At 40.6% G+C, this 15,948-nt stretch carries 15 protein-coding genes; 14 read left to right on the top strand and 1 reads right to left on the bottom strand.

Going from position 1 to position 15,948, the window contains the following annotated elements:
• Positions 1-10 precede the first annotated feature (10 nt).
• The 13 genes from V7K55_RS24885 (at position 11) to V7K55_RS24945 (ending at position 13,262) form a co-directional block, all read left to right on the top strand.
• Entirely contained in the window at positions 11-1,168 is a 1,158-nt protein-coding gene (locus V7K55_RS24885; RefSeq protein WP_334835601.1) for a hypothetical protein, read from the top strand.
• Between the two features lie 33 nt (positions 1,169-1,201).
• Positions 1,202-2,737, top strand: a complete 1,536-nt coding sequence (locus V7K55_RS24890; RefSeq protein ID WP_334835603.1) for an MBOAT family O-acyltransferase — start codon at positions 1,202-1,204, stop codon at positions 2,735-2,737.
• 38 nt (positions 2,738-2,775) lie between these two features.
• Positions 2,776-3,492, top strand: a complete 717-nt coding sequence (locus tag V7K55_RS24895) for a class I SAM-dependent methyltransferase (RefSeq protein ID WP_334835606.1) — start codon at positions 2,776-2,778, stop codon at positions 3,490-3,492.
• Between the two features lie 40 nt (positions 3,493-3,532).
• Positions 3,533-5,371: a carbamoyltransferase family protein gene (locus V7K55_RS24900; protein WP_334835608.1), complete on the top strand. Its 1,839-nt coding sequence runs from the start codon at positions 3,533-3,535 to the stop codon at positions 5,369-5,371.
• Between the two features lie 5 nt (positions 5,372-5,376).
• On the top strand, positions 5,377-5,784 hold the full coding sequence (locus V7K55_RS24905) for an SxtJ family membrane protein (RefSeq protein ID WP_334835611.1): 408 nt from the start codon (positions 5,377-5,379) through the stop codon (positions 5,782-5,784).
• A complete protein-coding gene (locus V7K55_RS24910) occupies positions 5,784-5,948 on the top strand; it encodes a DUF5989 family protein (RefSeq protein WP_334835613.1) in 165 nt (54 codons plus the stop codon). Before V7K55_RS24905 ends, V7K55_RS24910 begins: the two co-directional genes overlap by 1 nt.
• Before the next feature lie 10 nt (positions 5,949-5,958).
• The gene (locus tag V7K55_RS24915) at positions 5,959-7,242 is read left to right on the top strand and encodes an SGNH/GDSL hydrolase family protein (RefSeq protein ID WP_334835615.1); all 1,284 of its coding nucleotides are present in this window, start codon (positions 5,959-5,961) and stop codon (positions 7,240-7,242) included.
• Positions 7,243-7,267: 25 nt separating this feature from the next.
• A complete protein-coding gene (locus V7K55_RS24920; protein WP_334835693.1) occupies positions 7,268-8,356 on the top strand; it encodes an SGNH/GDSL hydrolase family protein in 1,089 nt (362 codons plus the stop codon).
• A gap of 77 nt (positions 8,357-8,433) precedes the next feature.
• Positions 8,434-9,396, top strand: coding sequence for a hypothetical protein (locus V7K55_RS24925; protein ID WP_334835616.1), 963 nt, complete (start codon positions 8,434-8,436; stop codon positions 9,394-9,396).
• A gap of 106 nt (positions 9,397-9,502) precedes the next feature.
• Positions 9,503-10,402: a hypothetical protein gene (locus tag V7K55_RS24930; RefSeq protein WP_334835617.1), complete on the top strand. Its 900-nt coding sequence runs from the start codon at positions 9,503-9,505 to the stop codon at positions 10,400-10,402.
• A gap of 69 nt (positions 10,403-10,471) precedes the next feature.
• On the top strand, positions 10,472-11,155 hold the full coding sequence (locus V7K55_RS24935; protein ID WP_334835619.1) for a radical SAM protein: 684 nt from the start codon (positions 10,472-10,474) through the stop codon (positions 11,153-11,155).
• Positions 11,156-11,231: 76 nt separating this feature from the next.
• Positions 11,232-12,239: an isopenicillin N synthase family dioxygenase gene (locus V7K55_RS24940; RefSeq protein ID WP_334835621.1), complete on the top strand. Its 1,008-nt coding sequence runs from the start codon at positions 11,232-11,234 to the stop codon at positions 12,237-12,239.
• A 69-nt stretch (positions 12,240-12,308) separates the two neighbouring features.
• Positions 12,309-13,262: an isopenicillin N synthase family dioxygenase gene (locus tag V7K55_RS24945; RefSeq protein ID WP_334835623.1), complete on the top strand. Its 954-nt coding sequence runs from the start codon at positions 12,309-12,311 to the stop codon at positions 13,260-13,262.
• A gap of 74 nt (positions 13,263-13,336) precedes the next feature.
• Here the strand turns inward: V7K55_RS24945 and V7K55_RS24950 are convergent, their stop codons facing one another.
• Positions 13,337-14,170, bottom strand: a complete 834-nt coding sequence (locus V7K55_RS24950; RefSeq protein ID WP_334835624.1) for an aldo/keto reductase — start codon at positions 14,168-14,170, stop codon at positions 13,337-13,339.
• A 513-nt stretch (positions 14,171-14,683) separates the two neighbouring features.
• Here V7K55_RS24950 and V7K55_RS24955 point away from each other — a divergent pair.
• Complete coding sequence (locus V7K55_RS24955; RefSeq protein ID WP_334835625.1) at positions 14,684-15,925, top strand: glycosyltransferase family 4 protein; 1,242 nt, start codon at positions 14,684-14,686, stop codon at positions 15,923-15,925.
• The last annotated feature ends 23 nt before the right edge of the window (positions 15,926-15,948 follow it).

Genomic DNA, 15,948 nt, shown 5'->3' on the forward strand with positions numbered 1-15,948 from the left:
ATAACTGATAATGAATGTAAATACTTGGGAAAAAACCATACTAAAACCAATAATTATGTTTTTTTATAGCATAATTTTTATCCTTGCCTTGATTTCCAGTGCTGGTTTACTAAATAGGGTTTCACCTGCTTCTAATATTCCTGAAAATCTTGGTGACATCACTACTAAATTTGAATATTTTGCTAAACACAAAGATGACTATGATGCTATTTTTTTAGGGCCAAGTACCACATACCAAGGAGTTATCCCTAAGATATTTGATGAAAAAATGGCAGAAAACGGTAACAGTATCAAGTCTTTCAACTTTGGAATCATGGCGGCCAATGTCGCTGAAATTGATTTCTATTTACAAAAGATTTTAGCTTTAAAACCAGCCAACTTAAAATGGATATTTTTAGACTGCTTAGTAGACTTTTTCATGGAGGAAGCACCGACTTCGACTAAAAATGTTTACTGGCATACTCCTCTAAAAACAATAGAGAATTTTCAATTAATCATTGAATCAACATCTACTTTGAAAGATAAATTCAGTGGTTTTTATGCAAACTCAGTAAGTTTTTTGTATCGATGGCTAGGAATTGGTTATTTTTCTAATTTTTGGCAGCAAAAATCTGAAAAATCTGAAGTATTACCAAAAGGAATCTCTCCTGAAAAATTAATACAGGAAGCTGGATATTATTCAATGGATTGGTTGGAGAATAATGAAAAATGGAGAGAACTTTTTATGTCAAATTTAGATAATTATCAACAGCAACTAAAGGAATCAAAATCAGGATATCTTCTTCGAGGTAAATATACATATCCTCTTAATTCCCATGCAATTAGAATGCTTACAAATATAGACTATAGAATTAAGAATCAACAAGAAATAATTAAAACTAAAATTGAACCAATTTTCTTTATTCCTCCAGTATTAAATACTGATTTTGATAATTCTGCTATCACAAAAGCTTACAAAAAAGGGTATATTTCTAATTTATTTGCTTTTAACAATCCTAATGCTTTCACTAATTTATATGAAGTCAATCGCCGATCTGATAGTAGGCATTTAAATCACCAAGGCGCTCAAGAATTTACCCGCGCTTTAGCGGTAGAATTTTCTGAACATCTTAAGTTATCTCAAAAGGAAATATATCATCAATCGCCTATATCCATAAGTCAAAAGTGATTTGTATAAGTTAATTTATCCATTAGAATAAACATGGTTTTTACAGAATTTCGTTTCCTCTTTTTCTTTATTATTATTTTCTGCGTCTACTGGGCTTTACAGAAACACAATAATCGTAAAACCTGGTTGCTAGTCTGTAGCTATATCTTCTATGGTGCTTGGGATTGGCGTTTTCTTTCTTTGCTTTTGCTTTCAACAGTCGTTGATTACTTTGTCGGTTTGATGCTATCTAGACCACAGGTTGATTATTCAACAGTAGGACAAGAGATTCAAACAAGCGAAGCAGTAGAGAAAGAAGAAACTAAGAACGGATGGATAAACTTATTTTCTTGGGATGCGCTGTTAAGTAAACCACTCAATCAGCAGCAGCGCCAAGCATGGTTGGTACTCAGTTTAGTTGTAAATCTAGGATTATTAGGATTTTTTAAGTACTATAACTTCTTCGCTGATTCTGCCTCAAACTTATTAACTTTTATAGGTCTACCTGTTAGTATTACAACTTTAGAAATTATTCTGCCAGCAGGCATTAGTTTTTATACGTTTCAAACTATGAGCTATTCAATTGATGCGTATCTGGGTAAACTCAAACCTATTAGAAATTTTTGGGATTTTTCTCTATTTGTAGCTTTTTTCCCTCAACTGGTTGCAGGCCCCATTGTCCGCGCATCTACTTTTTTGCCTCAACTGCTAACCCCGAAAAATTTAAACGAAGTTGATTTTCGGGGATGTTTAACGCTTTTTTTGGTGGGATATTTTAAGAAAGCTTGTATTTCGGATAATCTTTCTCCTTTAGTAGACCAGTATTTTACTAATCCAGAGATTTATACCGCCTTAAGTTGTTGGATTGCTGTGATTTCTTTCGTTATCCAAATATACTGCGACTTTTCTGGCTATTCAGATATGGCGATCGCCTGTGCAGGTTTACTTGGATATAAGCTACCTCTCAACTTTAATTTCCCCTACCTTTCCAGTAATATTACTGAGTTGTGGCAACGTTGGCACATTACCCTCTTCACGTGGCTACGAGACTATATTTATAGCCCTTTGATGAAAATGCGACCAAGAGAACAACGCACAGAAATCTTTAGGTCTAGAAATCTTATCATTTTGATGCTTACGTCTGGATTCTGGCATGGTGCTGCTTGGCATTTTGTAGTTTGGGGGGGATTGAATGGAATCGCTTTAATTGTTCACAAGCAATGGTCATCGTGGCTTGCTCCCTATAAGCGATTCTTGCCACTAAGAAATATCGTTGGTCTTCCTATGACATTTTATTGGTTTTGTGCCTCTGCAATCTTCTTTCGGAGCAATGATATCGCCAGTGCTATGCAAGTAGAGAAAAGCTTTTTATTCTTTAATTCTCTTGGTTCTCAAAACATAAACGTCGAAATTGGATGGATTTTCATACCTTTAATTATTATGCACTGGGCAGCCTATAAGGGTTGGTTTGCAGACTGGTGGCAAAAAATTCCTAAATGGAGTTTTGCTGTTTTCTATGGGATGTTAGTTTCAACAATACTTCGGTTTGCAGCAATCAATCCTCAAGCCTTTGTCTACTTTCAATTTTAGTATCTCTTAGCAAAAAACCTTTTTTGAAATTAAAAACTATGAGCAAGAATACCATTTTATATCCCATCAAATCTTTCTTTAACTATTTGTCATTTAATTTTCAATATGAATTGATGCTTTTATCGTTTCGGGGTAAAAACAGAAAAGAAGTTTTTAATGATATATATTATCGAAATAGGTGGGGCGATCGCGACTCTATTTCTGGCAGAGGATCTAATCTTCGACAAACTTCGGTCATCATTAAAGAAATACCAGTCTTGTTGGAAAAGCTTAATGTCAAGAGAATGCTCGATGCTCCTTGTGGAGATTTTTATTGGCTAAAAGAAGCAGAATTAAATCTAGATAGATACATCGGATGTGATATTGTTGCCGAATTAGTTACCAAAAATCAACGTCTTTATGGCAATGAGTCCAGAGAATTTATCAATCTTGACTTAGCAGCAGATGCACTCCCTCAAGTCGATATGATTTTTTGTAGAGATTGTCTAGTACATCTTTCATTTAAAGATGCTCTTGCTGTAATTAAAAACTTTAAAAAAAGCAATTCTAAATATCTTTTAACTACAACCTATCCGGGAATACTTGAAAATAAAGACATTGTTACAGGTGATTGGCGAGCAATCGATTTAAAATTACCTCCGTACAACTTTCCCGATATGCTCGAAATTATTGATGAAAAAACGACTGAAAGAAAAGACTATCCACAAAAAAGTTTGGGTCTATGGAAATTGAATGATATAGGGAATGGGGAATAGGGAATAGGGAACAAATAAAAATGGGGGTTTTATATAAAAAATGCGTATTTTAGGAATTTCAGCTTATTACCACGATAGTGCCGCCGCCTTAGTTGTGGATGGTGACATTGTTGCCGCCGCTCAAGAAGAGCGTTTTTCTCGCAAAAAACATGATGCGAGATTTCCTAAAGGTGCGATCGCCTATTGTCTTAAACAAGCAGGTATTGGATTATCAGAAGTAGACCAAATCGTTTTCTACGATAAGCCATTGGTCAAATTTGAGCGACTACTGGAAACCTATCTCGCCTACGCGCCCAAGGGATTAGGTTCCTTTATTGCAGCAATGCCAGTTTGGTTAAAAGAAAAACTTTACCTTAAAACGCTGTTAAAAAAGGAACTGGCGACCCTCGGAGATTGCAAAAAAACGCAATTGCCCCAACTTTTATTTACTGAACATCACCAAGCGCACGCCGCTTCTGCTTTTTTCCCCAGTCCCTTTGATCGGGCGGCGGTGCTGTGTCTAGATGGAGTCGGAGAATGGGCAACCACCTCGGTTTGGTTAGGAGAAGACCACCAACTCACTCCTCAATGGGAAATTGATTTTCCCCATTCTTTAGGGCTACTTTATTCTGCCTTCACCTACTACACGGGTTTTAAGGTCAACTCTGGCGAATACAAACTCATGGGTTTAGCGCCCTACGGTGAACCCAAATATGTAGACCATATCCTCAACCATCTTTTGGATCTCAAAGAAGATGGGACATTTCGGTTGAATATGGACTACTTCAACTACACCACGGGGTTGACCATGACTACCCCAAAATTTCATCAATTGTTTGGTGGTTCACCACGCCAAAGCGAGGGAAAACTCACCCAGCGAGAAATGGATATAGCTTGTTCTATCCAATACGTTACCGAGGAAGTCGTTTTGCGTTTGGCAAGAACAGTTAAAAAGGAACTGGACACAGACTATCTTTGTTTAGCCGGTGGAGTTGCCCTGAATTGCGTTGCCAATGGACGCATTTTGCGAGAAACAGATTTTCGGGATATTTGGATTCAACCCGCCGCCGGAGACGCAGGGGGAGCAGTTGGGGCAGCATTAGCTATTTGGCATCAGTATCATGAAAAGCCGCGCATTCCTCACGATGGGGATGCCATGCGGGGCGGCTATCTAGGCCCTTGCTTTGGGAAAACAGAGATTCAAGACTATCTCCAGTCTGTGAATGCGCCCTACCAACATCTCGAAGATGATAAACTCATGCCTCATCTTGCTGAAATTCTAGAGCAAGGGAATGTTGTGGGTTGGTTCTCTGGCAGGATGGAGTTTGGCCCACGGGCGTTAGGTGGTCGCTCGATTATCGGTGATCCTCGCAGTTCTAAGATGCAGTCGGTGATGAACCTGAAAATAAAATACCGCGAATCCTTCCGTCCCTTTGCCCCTTCTGTCTTAGCAGAACAGGTTTCCAATTACTTTGAGATTGACCGTCCCAGCCCTTATATGCTTTTGGTTGCACCAATCAAAGCCGAGTTGCGGATTCCCATGACAACAGAACAGGAGGAGTTGTTTGGCATAGATAAGTTAAACGTGAAGCGATCGCAAATTCCCGCCATCACTCATGTAGATTATTCGGCGCGGATTCAAACTGTTCATCAACAAACCAATCCTCGGTACTATGAACTGCTGCGACATTTTCAGGCTAAAACCGGCTGTGCAGTTTTGGTCAACACATCATTTAATGTCCGAGGTGAACCGATTGTGTGTACCCCAGAAGATGCCTATCGCTGTTTTATGAGAACAGAGATGGATTACTTGGTATTGGAGAACTTTCTCCTTACCAAATCGAACCAACCCCAGGTACAGAAAGATGAATCTTGGAAAACAGAATTTGAATTAGATTAACGCCGATGAACGAAATACAACAACTCGATCGGAAAGGACTACGGGATTTTGGACTGCTTGGCGGTGCGATCGCGGCTGGCTTATTCGGTAGTCTACTGCCCCTCATACACCATGAGTCTTTACCCATTTTACCTTGGGTAATTGCTAGCATTCTTTGGGTGTGGGCGATCGTTGCCCCCTCTACCCTCAATGGTGTTTACCAAATTTGGATGAGAATTGGCCTAGTTTTAGGCTGGATTAATACGCGGATCATTTTGAGCATTGTTTTCTATGCTTTATTAATGCCAATGGGTTTAGTGATGCGGGGTGTATTTCACCAAGACACTATGAAAAAAAAGTTAGATGCTGATTTAGAAACCTATCGGATTATCAGTCAAGTAAAACCTAGAGAAAGAATGGAGAAACCTTTCTAATGTTTGAAACAACACAAGATTTCCTCAAAGATTTATGGGGCTTTCTCAAAGAGCGCCAAAAATTCTTTTTGCTTCCACTTATCGGCACACTATTGCTTTTAGGACTTCTGATTGTCTTCGCACAGTCATCCGTACTTGCACCCTTTATTTACACACTATTTTGAGGAATGCGAGGTGGTAACATCGTCATTAAAGCGGTGGGTAGCGGTGACACTGACCTTAGCCTTATTGCTAGGCGGAATTGTTTTAGGGCTGGCTGTCGTGGAAATTGGCTTACGCATTGCTGGCATTGAATACAAGACATTCTATACCTTTGATCAACATAGAGGTTGGGCAGGACGACCTTATGCGGCTGGGTGGGTGCATGACGAAGGGGAAGCCTATATCCAATACAACAGTGAGGGCTTTCACGACCGAGAACATTCCCCAGTTAAGCCAGAGAATACCATCCGTATAGCCTTGCTCGGAGATTCTTTTACAGAAGCACGCCAAGTACCACAAGCACAAGGAATCGCCGCCGTTATCGAACGTGAACTGAAAAATTGTCCCACCCTAGCAGGTCGTGACGTAGAAGTGATGAACTTCGGAGTGAATGGTTATGGAACCGATCAAGAACTGATCGCCTTGCGAGAAAAGGTCTGGAAATATTCACCAGACCTCGTACTTCTGAATTTTTATCCAGGTAACGATGTCATCAACAACTCCCGCAGTCTCACCGAAAAAATGGTGAGTCAGACTGCTATGGATAATAGCGCCCTTATGAAACCCTATTTTGTCGATCGAGATGGTGATTGGGTGCTTGATGACTCGTTTGTGAATATGGATATTTATCGCTCACAAAAGTCATCGTGGCATCAGGCTTATCTGCAAGTTCAAGATCGTTTACGGATTTTACAGCTTTTAAAACAAGCCAAATATGCTTTACCACTTCCTCATCAAGATAATAAAAAACAAGACCTCCAGTCGGGAACCAAACCTGCAAAACTGTCTCCGTTAACTGACCCAGAATGGCAAAATGTCTGGAAGCAAACAGAATGGCTTGCATATAATACTGCAACTGATCCTGAATGGCAACAAGCATGGCAACAAACAGAAGAACTAATTCGCTTAATGCATAATGAAGCGATTGCCAAAAAAGCGAATTTTGCTGTAGTGATGCTAACAACTGCGCTGCAAGTTAATCCTGATTCTACCGTGCGCGATCATCAGGAAATATCAGGAGTTACAGATTGGTTTTATCCAGAAAAACGGATAACAGGATTAGGAGAACGGGAAGGTTTTACTACTATCAATTTAGGACAATCTTTTCAGGCTTATGCCGAGCAGAATAATGTTTGCTTACATGGATTTGATAATGCTTTTCGCTGCGATGGACATTGGAATACTTTGGGACATCAGCTAGCAGGGGAAATTGTTGCTAAAACACTGTGTAAACAATTCGTAATTCGTAATTCGTAATTCGTAATTATAAGAGTAGGAATTGATGGGAGAAATAAAGCCTTGGCTACAAAATTTATTGCTCATGCTGGCTGGAGTTATGGTTGGGCTGTTAATCGTCGAAAGTTTTGCCATTACTACCGGAGTTGCTGCCCCGCAAAAGTCCAAGGCGCAAATTTTTTATCAGTTTATTCAACCTGATGCTCAATTAGGCTACAAGCCAAAATCAAACCTGAAGGATTTTAAAACTGTTTGGCAAGAAGCGAAAGTTACAGAAGTTGCTAATACTGATAGTTATGGATTTCGTAATCTAGGAAGAGATTACACAAAATCTAACTTGTATTTTGTTGGAGATTCCTTTACATGGGGTCAATGGGTCAGTGAGGAAAAAACATTTCCCAGACTTGTGGAATCAGAATTGCAGCAGCCAGTAATTAATTTAGGTGTTCCGGGCTATTCTTTTGCCCAATACGAAACATTATTTAATGAATGGATCGCCAAATATAAACCTCACAATGTAATCTTATCTATAGTTGCTAATGATTTAACTAATTATTCTTCAGATATTGGTCAAAAGATATATAATACACTGAAAGAAAGAAGTTTTTCGCCTTGGTATGAAAAAACATTTTTGTACCAGCTTGTTTGGAAAAATAACAAAAAAAACTTGCCAGTCATAACTGGAACTTCTATCTCTAAAGAAGCCAAAAATGGTTTAACTTTATTTAATTTATCGCTGGCAACACCTGAATCAGGAGTAGGTGTAGATAGCGATTATTTGACATCTAATGGTGTTGTCAAAGTAGAAGCGGCATTATCACGAATCATTCGTTTGACCAAAGAAAATCAAGTTAAGCTGTTTGTTTTTCTTGTACCTTCAAAAGAATCAACTTATATCAAAGATTACGTCCAATTATTTCCTGAGAATGTAGATTTGCTCAAAAATGAAGAGATTGGCTATCAGCGTTTATGTGACGTTGCAAAATCACAAGATGTAACTTGTGTCAATCTAACTGATGATTTTAGAAAAAATAGCACGCCAGAAAAGCTTTACTTTGATATCGATGGTCATTGGAATCCTGCGGGACATCAATTAGCTGCCAAGGTAATTTTAGATACTCTAGATAATTCGTAATTCGTAATTCGTAATTCGTAATTAATTTAGCTTCCAAGTTATTAACTTAGTTTTGAAAAAATTAAAAGCAAATGACAATGAGCCAAACAACCGCCGAGGAAATATCTAACCAGATGCCACCGTTGGAAATGGAACTTCAAGACGCTTCGGTACGTATGCCCTATCCTCCACCAACCCCATACCCGATGATGGGGGCTGCTTCGTTAGGAGATATGCCATCTTTTGCGATGGATGGCGAAAATCTTGGCGGGTATTCTCAGTACGGTGTTGCTGCCACTTCGGGGGCAGAAAATCGGCTAGATGTCTTTAGCATTGGCAAAGATAGCGCTGTTTATCAAAAAAAGTGGAATGGCTCAGTCTGGAGTGATTGGGAAAGGCTGGGAGGCTACTGTGTTTCTGCACCAGCTGCGATCGCCAGAGGAGAGAATCGGATTGATACCTTTGTGATTGGAGGCGATCGCTCTGTATATCATAAAGGGTGGGATGGTTCAACCTGGAGCGATTGGCTAAATCTTGGGGGATATTCTCAGTACGGTGTCGCGGCTGCTTCTTGGGGAGATCGGCTGGATCTGTTTATCGTCAACTGGGATGGAGCCATATACCAAAAGTCTTGGGATGGCTCAATCTGGGGTGATTGGGAAAGGCTGGGGGGCTACTGTATTTCAACACCAGCTGCGGTTTCTTGGGGATTAAACCGGATTGACACCTTTGCCTTGGGTAGCGATCGCGCCATCTATCAAAAGTATTGGGATGGTTCAAGCTGGAGTGGTTGGGAAAAACTCGGTGGCTATTCCCAGTATGGTGTTGCGGCTGCTTCTGGAATTGAAAATCGCCTAGATATTTACATCATTGCTCGTAACGGTGCAGTGTACCAGAAGTACTGGGATGGCTCAAACTGGGTTGGGTGGAATAATCTCGGCGGCTATTCTATTGCTGCGCCGGCTGCGGTTGCTTCGGCTTTGAACCGTGTTGATACTTTTGTGTTGGGTAGCGATCGGGCTGTCTACCACAAGTGGTATAGCGTAGGTGGAAAAGTCTAATCTAGATACGATTCAGTTAAGGTTTAACCTTTGCCAAAGTCTATTTTTTTAACGAACCGCAAAGGACGCAAAGGACGCGAAGGAAGAGAAGGAAGAGAAGAGGCAAATGACAAGAAGCTATTTAACTACAGCAGCAATTTCTCAGGATCGGGGTATGCCATTTCCGGCGATGAGTCCCGCCTCTAAAGAAGATATGCCAATATTTTCCACTGATGGGGAATATTTAGACGGATACTGCCAGTATGGTGTTACAGCCACTTCTTGGTCAGAAAATCGGCTGGATGTTTTACTGACGGCGAGTATTGGCCCTCTATGGCATAAGTGGTGGGATGGCTCAACTTGGAGCGATTGGCAAAGACTCGGTGGTTATTGTATTTCCTCGCCAGCTGCGGTTTCTTGGGGACTGAATCGCATTGATACCTTTGTTTTGGGTAGCGATCGCGCTACATATCGCACATGGTGGGATGGTTCAAAGTGGAGTACTTGGGAAAAGCTTGGCGGGTATTCCCACTATGGTGTCGCCGCCGCTTCTGGTAGTGAGAATCGGCTGGATATTTTTGCCGTCGGGATTGATGGCGCGATGTACCACAAGCGTTGGAATGGTTCAGCCTGGGATGAGTGGAACAATCTCGGAGGTTACTGTCTTGCTGCACCGGCTGCGGTTTCTCGCGGCACAGACTACATTGATACCTTTGTTTTAGGGGGGGATGGCGCGATTTATCATAAGGGGTGGGATGGCTCAACTTGGAGTGGTTGGGAAAACCTGGGAGGGTATTGCCAGTATGGTGTCGCCGCCACTTCTGTTGCTGAAAATCGGCTAGATATTTTTACTGTTGGCTGTGATGGTGCAATGTACCGCAAGAGTTGGGATGGTTCAGTCTGGAGCGATTGGCAGCATCTCGGTGGTTACTCTACTTCCGCACCGGCTGCGGTTTCTCGTGGGATAGACTGCATTGACACCTTTGTTGCAGGTGGCGATCGCGCTGTATACCACAAGTGTTACTAAACTCATGCACTCCACCCACAAATGAATGATTGTATTGAGTAGTTGTTAATATTTTACGGGTTCAAAAGTATGTATATCTATCAAGTTGAAATTTCCAATTTTTGTAATCTAACTTGCTCTTACTGTCCTCATCCATCTCAAAGTAGAGCAAAAGGAAATATGTCTTCTTCTACATTTGTAGATGTTGTTGAATTAGCAATACAATGTGGACAAAAAGATTTATTTCTTAATAATTTTGGGGAACCCTTACTTCATCCAGAATTATTCGATTTTATCTCTTATGCGAAAACGAAGGGAATTGAATGTAATTTTATAACCAACGGTATACTCCTTGATGAGGAAAAGGCATGGCGCTTGTCTGAATTAGGTGTGCGTGAAATTTATCTGTCAGAACATCTTGCTGGGCAGAAAGAGCGTATTCAAGAAATGTTTAAGGAAAATTCTATTCCTTTGTCTATCGTCTATACCTATAATCCTCATCAGCAGGAAAAGCATGATTGGGCTGGACAAGTTAATTCTAAAACCACATCAAGTCGAAGTTTAACTAGTACGATAGAAAAGTATAAAACTTGCATTTTTGAAACTAAAAAGCGAGTTGTAGTTTTGTGGGATGGAAGCATCAATACCTGTTGTATAGATGTAAACGGAACAGGTATTGTTGGTTCTGTTAAAGATTATCTTGGCAGAACAGATGAATATGAATTTAATGCAATTCCACTATGCAGCACTTGTGATTTAATGCGTGAAGAATAATTGATTTTTTTAGAAAACAGAAACGTTATCAATAAACCCAATAAAAAATCATCAATTTTCTAGGAATTGTATAATTATGACCTCAATCAATGAACTGGCAAAGCAAACAACTGCTACATCACAGATTCCCATTATTGATTTCTATCCATTTGTTACAGTTGACACCAAGGCTAAAGCAGCAGTTGCAAACCAAATTGCTCGCGCTATTGAAGAAATGGGCTGCTTCTATTTAAAAAATGGAGTTTCCCAAACTTTAATTGACCAAGCCTTTACCCAAGCCGAGGGATTTTTTACACTCCCATTAGCAGAAAAAGAGAAAGTAGCCTCAGCAGTAACTGGGCGAAGTCGGGGTTACATACCCTTTGAGAAAATGTTCATTGGCGATCAACCAGGACAATTACATGAGTCCTTTAGTTTTGCTAATGAATTTGACCCAAACAAATCCGGGGCTGACGATTATACAGAGTCCTTGGATGTCCCTAATCAATGGCCAGAAAATCCGCCGGAATTTCGTCAAGTTTTGCAGCAATTCTTTCAAGCTAGCCAAGAATGTGCTTTGAATATCCTAGAAGCATTTGCGATTAGCCTACAACTACCAAATTCCTACTTTACCGATTTACATTCTCAGCAAAACCACGCCGGAGTTTTCAATTACTATCCCAATATCTCCCAAGCGCCAAAAACAGGACAAACTCGCTTTTTTGAACACACTGATTTAGGCAGCATCACCTTACTATTTCAGGATCAAGGCGGAGGGCTAGAAGTATACACACCTCAAGGAGAGTGGATCACCACCTCTTCAGTTCCTAATACAGTTTTGGTAATGGCGGCAGATATGATGTCACGATGGACAAACGATAAATTTTGCGCCACACCTCACCGAGTTTCCGTACCGACTAATTTCCAGAAAGTAAAAGAAAGATACTCATTTAGCTTTTTTGTGATTCCTAATTACGAAGTAGAAGTCACTTGTTTAGAAAGTTGCTTAAAGGCAGATGAATCTCCCAAATATCCCTCAACTTTTGTAGGCGATCATCTCTTGAATAGAACCAAAGATCGAGCCACAAAATACGGACGTAGTTGAGTCTAACTCTGCATACCTCTGGCTTCCCTCTGCGCCCCTTTGCGTTTATAATCCACCGACTTTTGACTTATGAACTTAATTCAAGAACTCGAACAAAAAACTACCACTGCTACGCAGATTCCCATCCTTGATTTCCATCAGTTTACTGCCGAGCAAGTCTTACAGTCCATTCAACAAGTTGGCTGTTTTTACCTGAAAAACTGTGTACCTCAAAATGCAATTGACCAAGCCTTTAGTAATGCTAATGGCTTCTTTGCGCTACCAGAGGCAGAAAAAAGACAACTAGCTTGGAAGGATGGCGCGGCTCTCGGATATTTTTACACTAAGTATAATGGTGACTTTCGGGAAGCATTCGTCTTCGGCGAAGCTGTTTTAACAGAACAGATCGATACAGATTCCCCAGTGGCGCAACAGGTTCATCAACACCTGGGACAGCATCCCGCCTTTAGCCATGCTGTGCAGCAATTATTTACAGCTTGTCATGATGCCGGTAATAGCATCCTCAAAGCGATCGCCATTGCCCTAAACTTACCAGAATCTTACTTTAGCGATCGCCATCCTCAACAAGCCGACTATGGGCTTTTACATCGCTACTATGAAGTATCAGAACCACCATCACCCGGAGAAGCCCGCTTCGAGGAACATACAGATTGGGGAAGTCTTTCCTTACTATTTCAGGATGAAAATGGCGGACTAGAGGTATGTACTAATGCCGGAGAATGGATTGCTGCGCCCCCACTCCCTAATACACCGATAGTTTTTATCGCAGATGTCATGCAGCGATGGACAAACGATAAATTCCCTGCTACCAAACATCGGGTACTAATGCCACCCGATGCCCGTAGTCTTCCAGAAAGATACTCCTTAGCTTTCTTTCTCTCTCCTGGCGATGATACAGAAATCGCCTGCATTGAAAATTGCTTAGAACCAGGCAAATCTCCTAAATACCCGCCAATCCTTACAAAGGAATATTACAAACACAAAACTGAAGATTTAGCAAAAAGATTTAATAATCCTCAATGAAAAAGTAAATCACCTGTTCTCCCCAGAAACTTCTTAAATTACGAATTACGAATTACGAATTACGAATTATTCCGTTACCAATTATCAAGCAGTGCAATAGGTGCAGATGGTGGGGGAAAAGCAACGTCTAAAGCACTCAATTCTTCTTTTGTTAACTGCAAATCGAGGGCAGCGCGATTCTGTTCAACGTGGGAGATACTGCTGGCTTTGGGAAAAACTATCACCTCTTGATGCAACAACCAAGCGATCGCCACTTGTGCAACTGTTACCCCGCGCTGTTGGGCAATTGATTGCAATTTGGGATGTTTGAGTAGTTCACCTTGTAACAAAGGCGAATGCGCCATTACCGGGATTCCTCTGTGCCGACACCAGGATAATAGCTTCCATTCACCATTGCGATGCTGCAAATTGTAGGGGATTTGATTTGTCGCAATGGCTTCACCTCCAGGTAAAGCGCTGGCTTCTTCCATGTCCTCAACATCAAAATTACCAACGCCATAATCTCGAATCTTGCCAGATTGTTTCAACGTCTCAAATGCTGCCAACGTTTCTGATAACGTTACAGGCCCCCGCCAATGCAGCAAATAAAGGTCGATAAAATCTGTCTGCAAGCGCCGTAAACTATTCTCGCAAGCTGCGATCGCCCCTTGCCCAATCGCATTACGAGGCGCAACCTTACTCAAGAGAAAGACTGATGAACGACAATTAGCGATCGCTTCGCCAATTAACGTTTCTGCCCTCCCCTCACCGTAAATTTCTGCCGTATCGATCAACGTCATCCCTAAATCGATTCCACGACGCAAAGCAGCAATCTCATTGTCACGCTGGGCGATCGCTTCACCCAATCCCGCAGTCCCCATTCCCAATACTGGCATCAATCGACCGGATGGTAAACAAATAGTTTTCATCAGCAATTTCTTAACTTAAAACTTCCAAACTAGATCCACTTATTTTCAAATATTTTTGCACAATAAAACACAATTATTTAACTTGTATATTAACTAGACAAAAAAACTATTGCTCTCTTCTTTGCGCCTTTGGGTGAGAAAAATCCTAATTTCAAACACCCGATTAACAACTCATTCTATTTAAATCCAGTTCAGTCAGTGACTTCCAAATACAAAAATATCCCAAAAATTCTCTCTATTTCTTCTCTCTGTGTTCTCTGCGCGGCAGTCGCTCATGGGGGAAACCCCCAAGACCGCGCTGCCTTGTCTCTGTGGTTCGTTTATTTGGATAATTTATTTCTTGTGAGTCCCTTAAGGTTTAACTATTTGTCAAAGTGAATTTTTTAAACGAACCGCAAAGGACGCAAAGGACACAAAGAAAAAGAAAGAAAGAAAGAAAAGAAGGAAGAAATGCTTAACTTAACTAAATTGTATTATATCTAGCTTTTACCTAAAACAAACATCTAATTAATTATGAAAATTGCCTTCTTCGATTATCCTGTCACCCTAGCCGAACCCCCTAAAACTGGAGGAATCCGCTTAGTATCTTATGCGTTGGCGCGACGTTTAGCTCGTGCTGGTCATGAAGTTTTATTCTATGGCTCAAAAGGTCACTATCAAGAATTGGAATATCACGAAGATGGCATTACCTATCGCCGCATTCCCGAATCATGGTTTGATAAAATATTAGAACCATTAAACTTTCTTGATATCTGGAACATATCTCATCCTCAACGACCTTTTTATGCCTCAAAATTATTTTATTGTGAATTTTACCGACAAGTTGCTAAGGATATTAAAGCACAGCAATGTGATGTAATTCACATGAACATTGTTTTTCAATTCGTTCCCCTCATGCGTGCCTATAACCCACAAGCAAAAATTGTCTTACATATACATAGTGATTTTCTCCCATTGTTCGATCCAATAATGGTTAAAAAGCACCTTAAGTCAGTCGATTTAGTAATTGGATGCAGCGATTATCTAAAAAATCAGGTTCATAAATACTTGCCTCACGTTAACAGCCAAACTTTATACAACGGTGCAGATACTCGTCACTTCGCCGTCCCTAATCATCACAATAAAGAAGCCAAGAAAAAAGATATTAAACAAATTCTTTTTGTGGGCAGAATTTCACCAGAGAAGGGTATACACGTTTTAATTGATGCCTTTAATAAAGTAGTGTCTCATTATCCCCAAGTACAGCTAAAACTTGTCGGTTCAGAAACCGCATTAGTACCGTGGTACACACTTGATAGAGAAGATCCGCAAATTCAGAATATTCTTCCTTATTACCAAGGTAGCTATCGGGAGCAATTGCAAAAGCGAATTGCTTCTAACGCAGTCAGTTCGGTTTGTTTTCTGGGCAAAGTTCCCCATTTCGAGCTATTTGAGTATTATCAGCAAGCAGATATATTTATTTTTCCATCTGTTTGGAATGAGGCATTTGGAATGCCGATTATCGAAGCAATGTCAATGGGATTGCCTGTTATTGCTACCCGTGGGGGTGCTTTCCCCGAACTGATAGAGGATGGGAAAACAGGGTTATTGGTCGAACGCGGGAATGTGGATGCTTTAGCTGACGCAATGCTGCGGCTGCTTTTAGATGACAATCTCAGAATTGCAATGGGAGAACTTGGAAACCGCCAAGTAGTTGAAAAGTTTGATTGGGATCATCAGGCGCAAAAGCTATTGCACCAATATCAAGCAATATGAAAAGTTTGAATATGCATACACTT

This window comes from Nostoc sp. (assembly GCF_036919895.1).
Classification (GTDB): Bacteria; Cyanobacteriota; Cyanobacteriia; order Cyanobacteriales; family Nostocaceae; genus Nostoc.

Bases quoted from the DNA above. Each gene is read 5' to 3' on its own strand.
- V7K55_RS24885 (WP_334835601.1), top strand. From the start codon at position 11: ATGAATGTAAATACTTGGGAAAAAACCATACTAAAACCAATAATTATG.
- V7K55_RS24890 (WP_334835603.1), top strand. From the start codon at position 1,202: ATGGTTTTTACAGAATTTCGTTTCCTCTTTTTCTTTATTATTATTTTC.
- V7K55_RS24895 (WP_334835606.1), top strand. From the start codon at position 2,776: ATGAGCAAGAATACCATTTTATATCCCATCAAATCTTTCTTTAACTAT.
- V7K55_RS24900 (WP_334835608.1), top strand. From the start codon at position 3,533: ATGCGTATTTTAGGAATTTCAGCTTATTACCACGATAGTGCCGCCGCC.
- V7K55_RS24905 (WP_334835611.1), top strand. From the start codon at position 5,377: ATGAACGAAATACAACAACTCGATCGGAAAGGACTACGGGATTTTGGA.
- V7K55_RS24910 (WP_334835613.1), top strand. From the start codon at position 5,784: ATGTTTGAAACAACACAAGATTTCCTCAAAGATTTATGGGGCTTTCTC.
- V7K55_RS24920 (WP_334835693.1), top strand. From the start codon at position 7,268: ATGGGAGAAATAAAGCCTTGGCTACAAAATTTATTGCTCATGCTGGCT.
- V7K55_RS24925 (WP_334835616.1), top strand. From the start codon at position 8,434: ATGAGCCAAACAACCGCCGAGGAAATATCTAACCAGATGCCACCGTTG.
- V7K55_RS24930 (WP_334835617.1), top strand. From the start codon at position 9,503: ATGACAAGAAGCTATTTAACTACAGCAGCAATTTCTCAGGATCGGGGT.
- V7K55_RS24935 (WP_334835619.1), top strand. From the start codon at position 10,472: ATGTATATCTATCAAGTTGAAATTTCCAATTTTTGTAATCTAACTTGC.
- V7K55_RS24940 (WP_334835621.1), top strand. From the start codon at position 11,232: ATGACCTCAATCAATGAACTGGCAAAGCAAACAACTGCTACATCACAG.
- V7K55_RS24945 (WP_334835623.1), top strand. From the start codon at position 12,309: ATGAACTTAATTCAAGAACTCGAACAAAAAACTACCACTGCTACGCAG.
- V7K55_RS24950 (WP_334835624.1), bottom strand. From the start codon at position 14,170: ATGAAAACTATTTGTTTACCATCCGGTCGATTGATGCCAGTATTGGGA.
- V7K55_RS24955 (WP_334835625.1), top strand. From the start codon at position 14,684: ATGAAAATTGCCTTCTTCGATTATCCTGTCACCCTAGCCGAACCCCCT.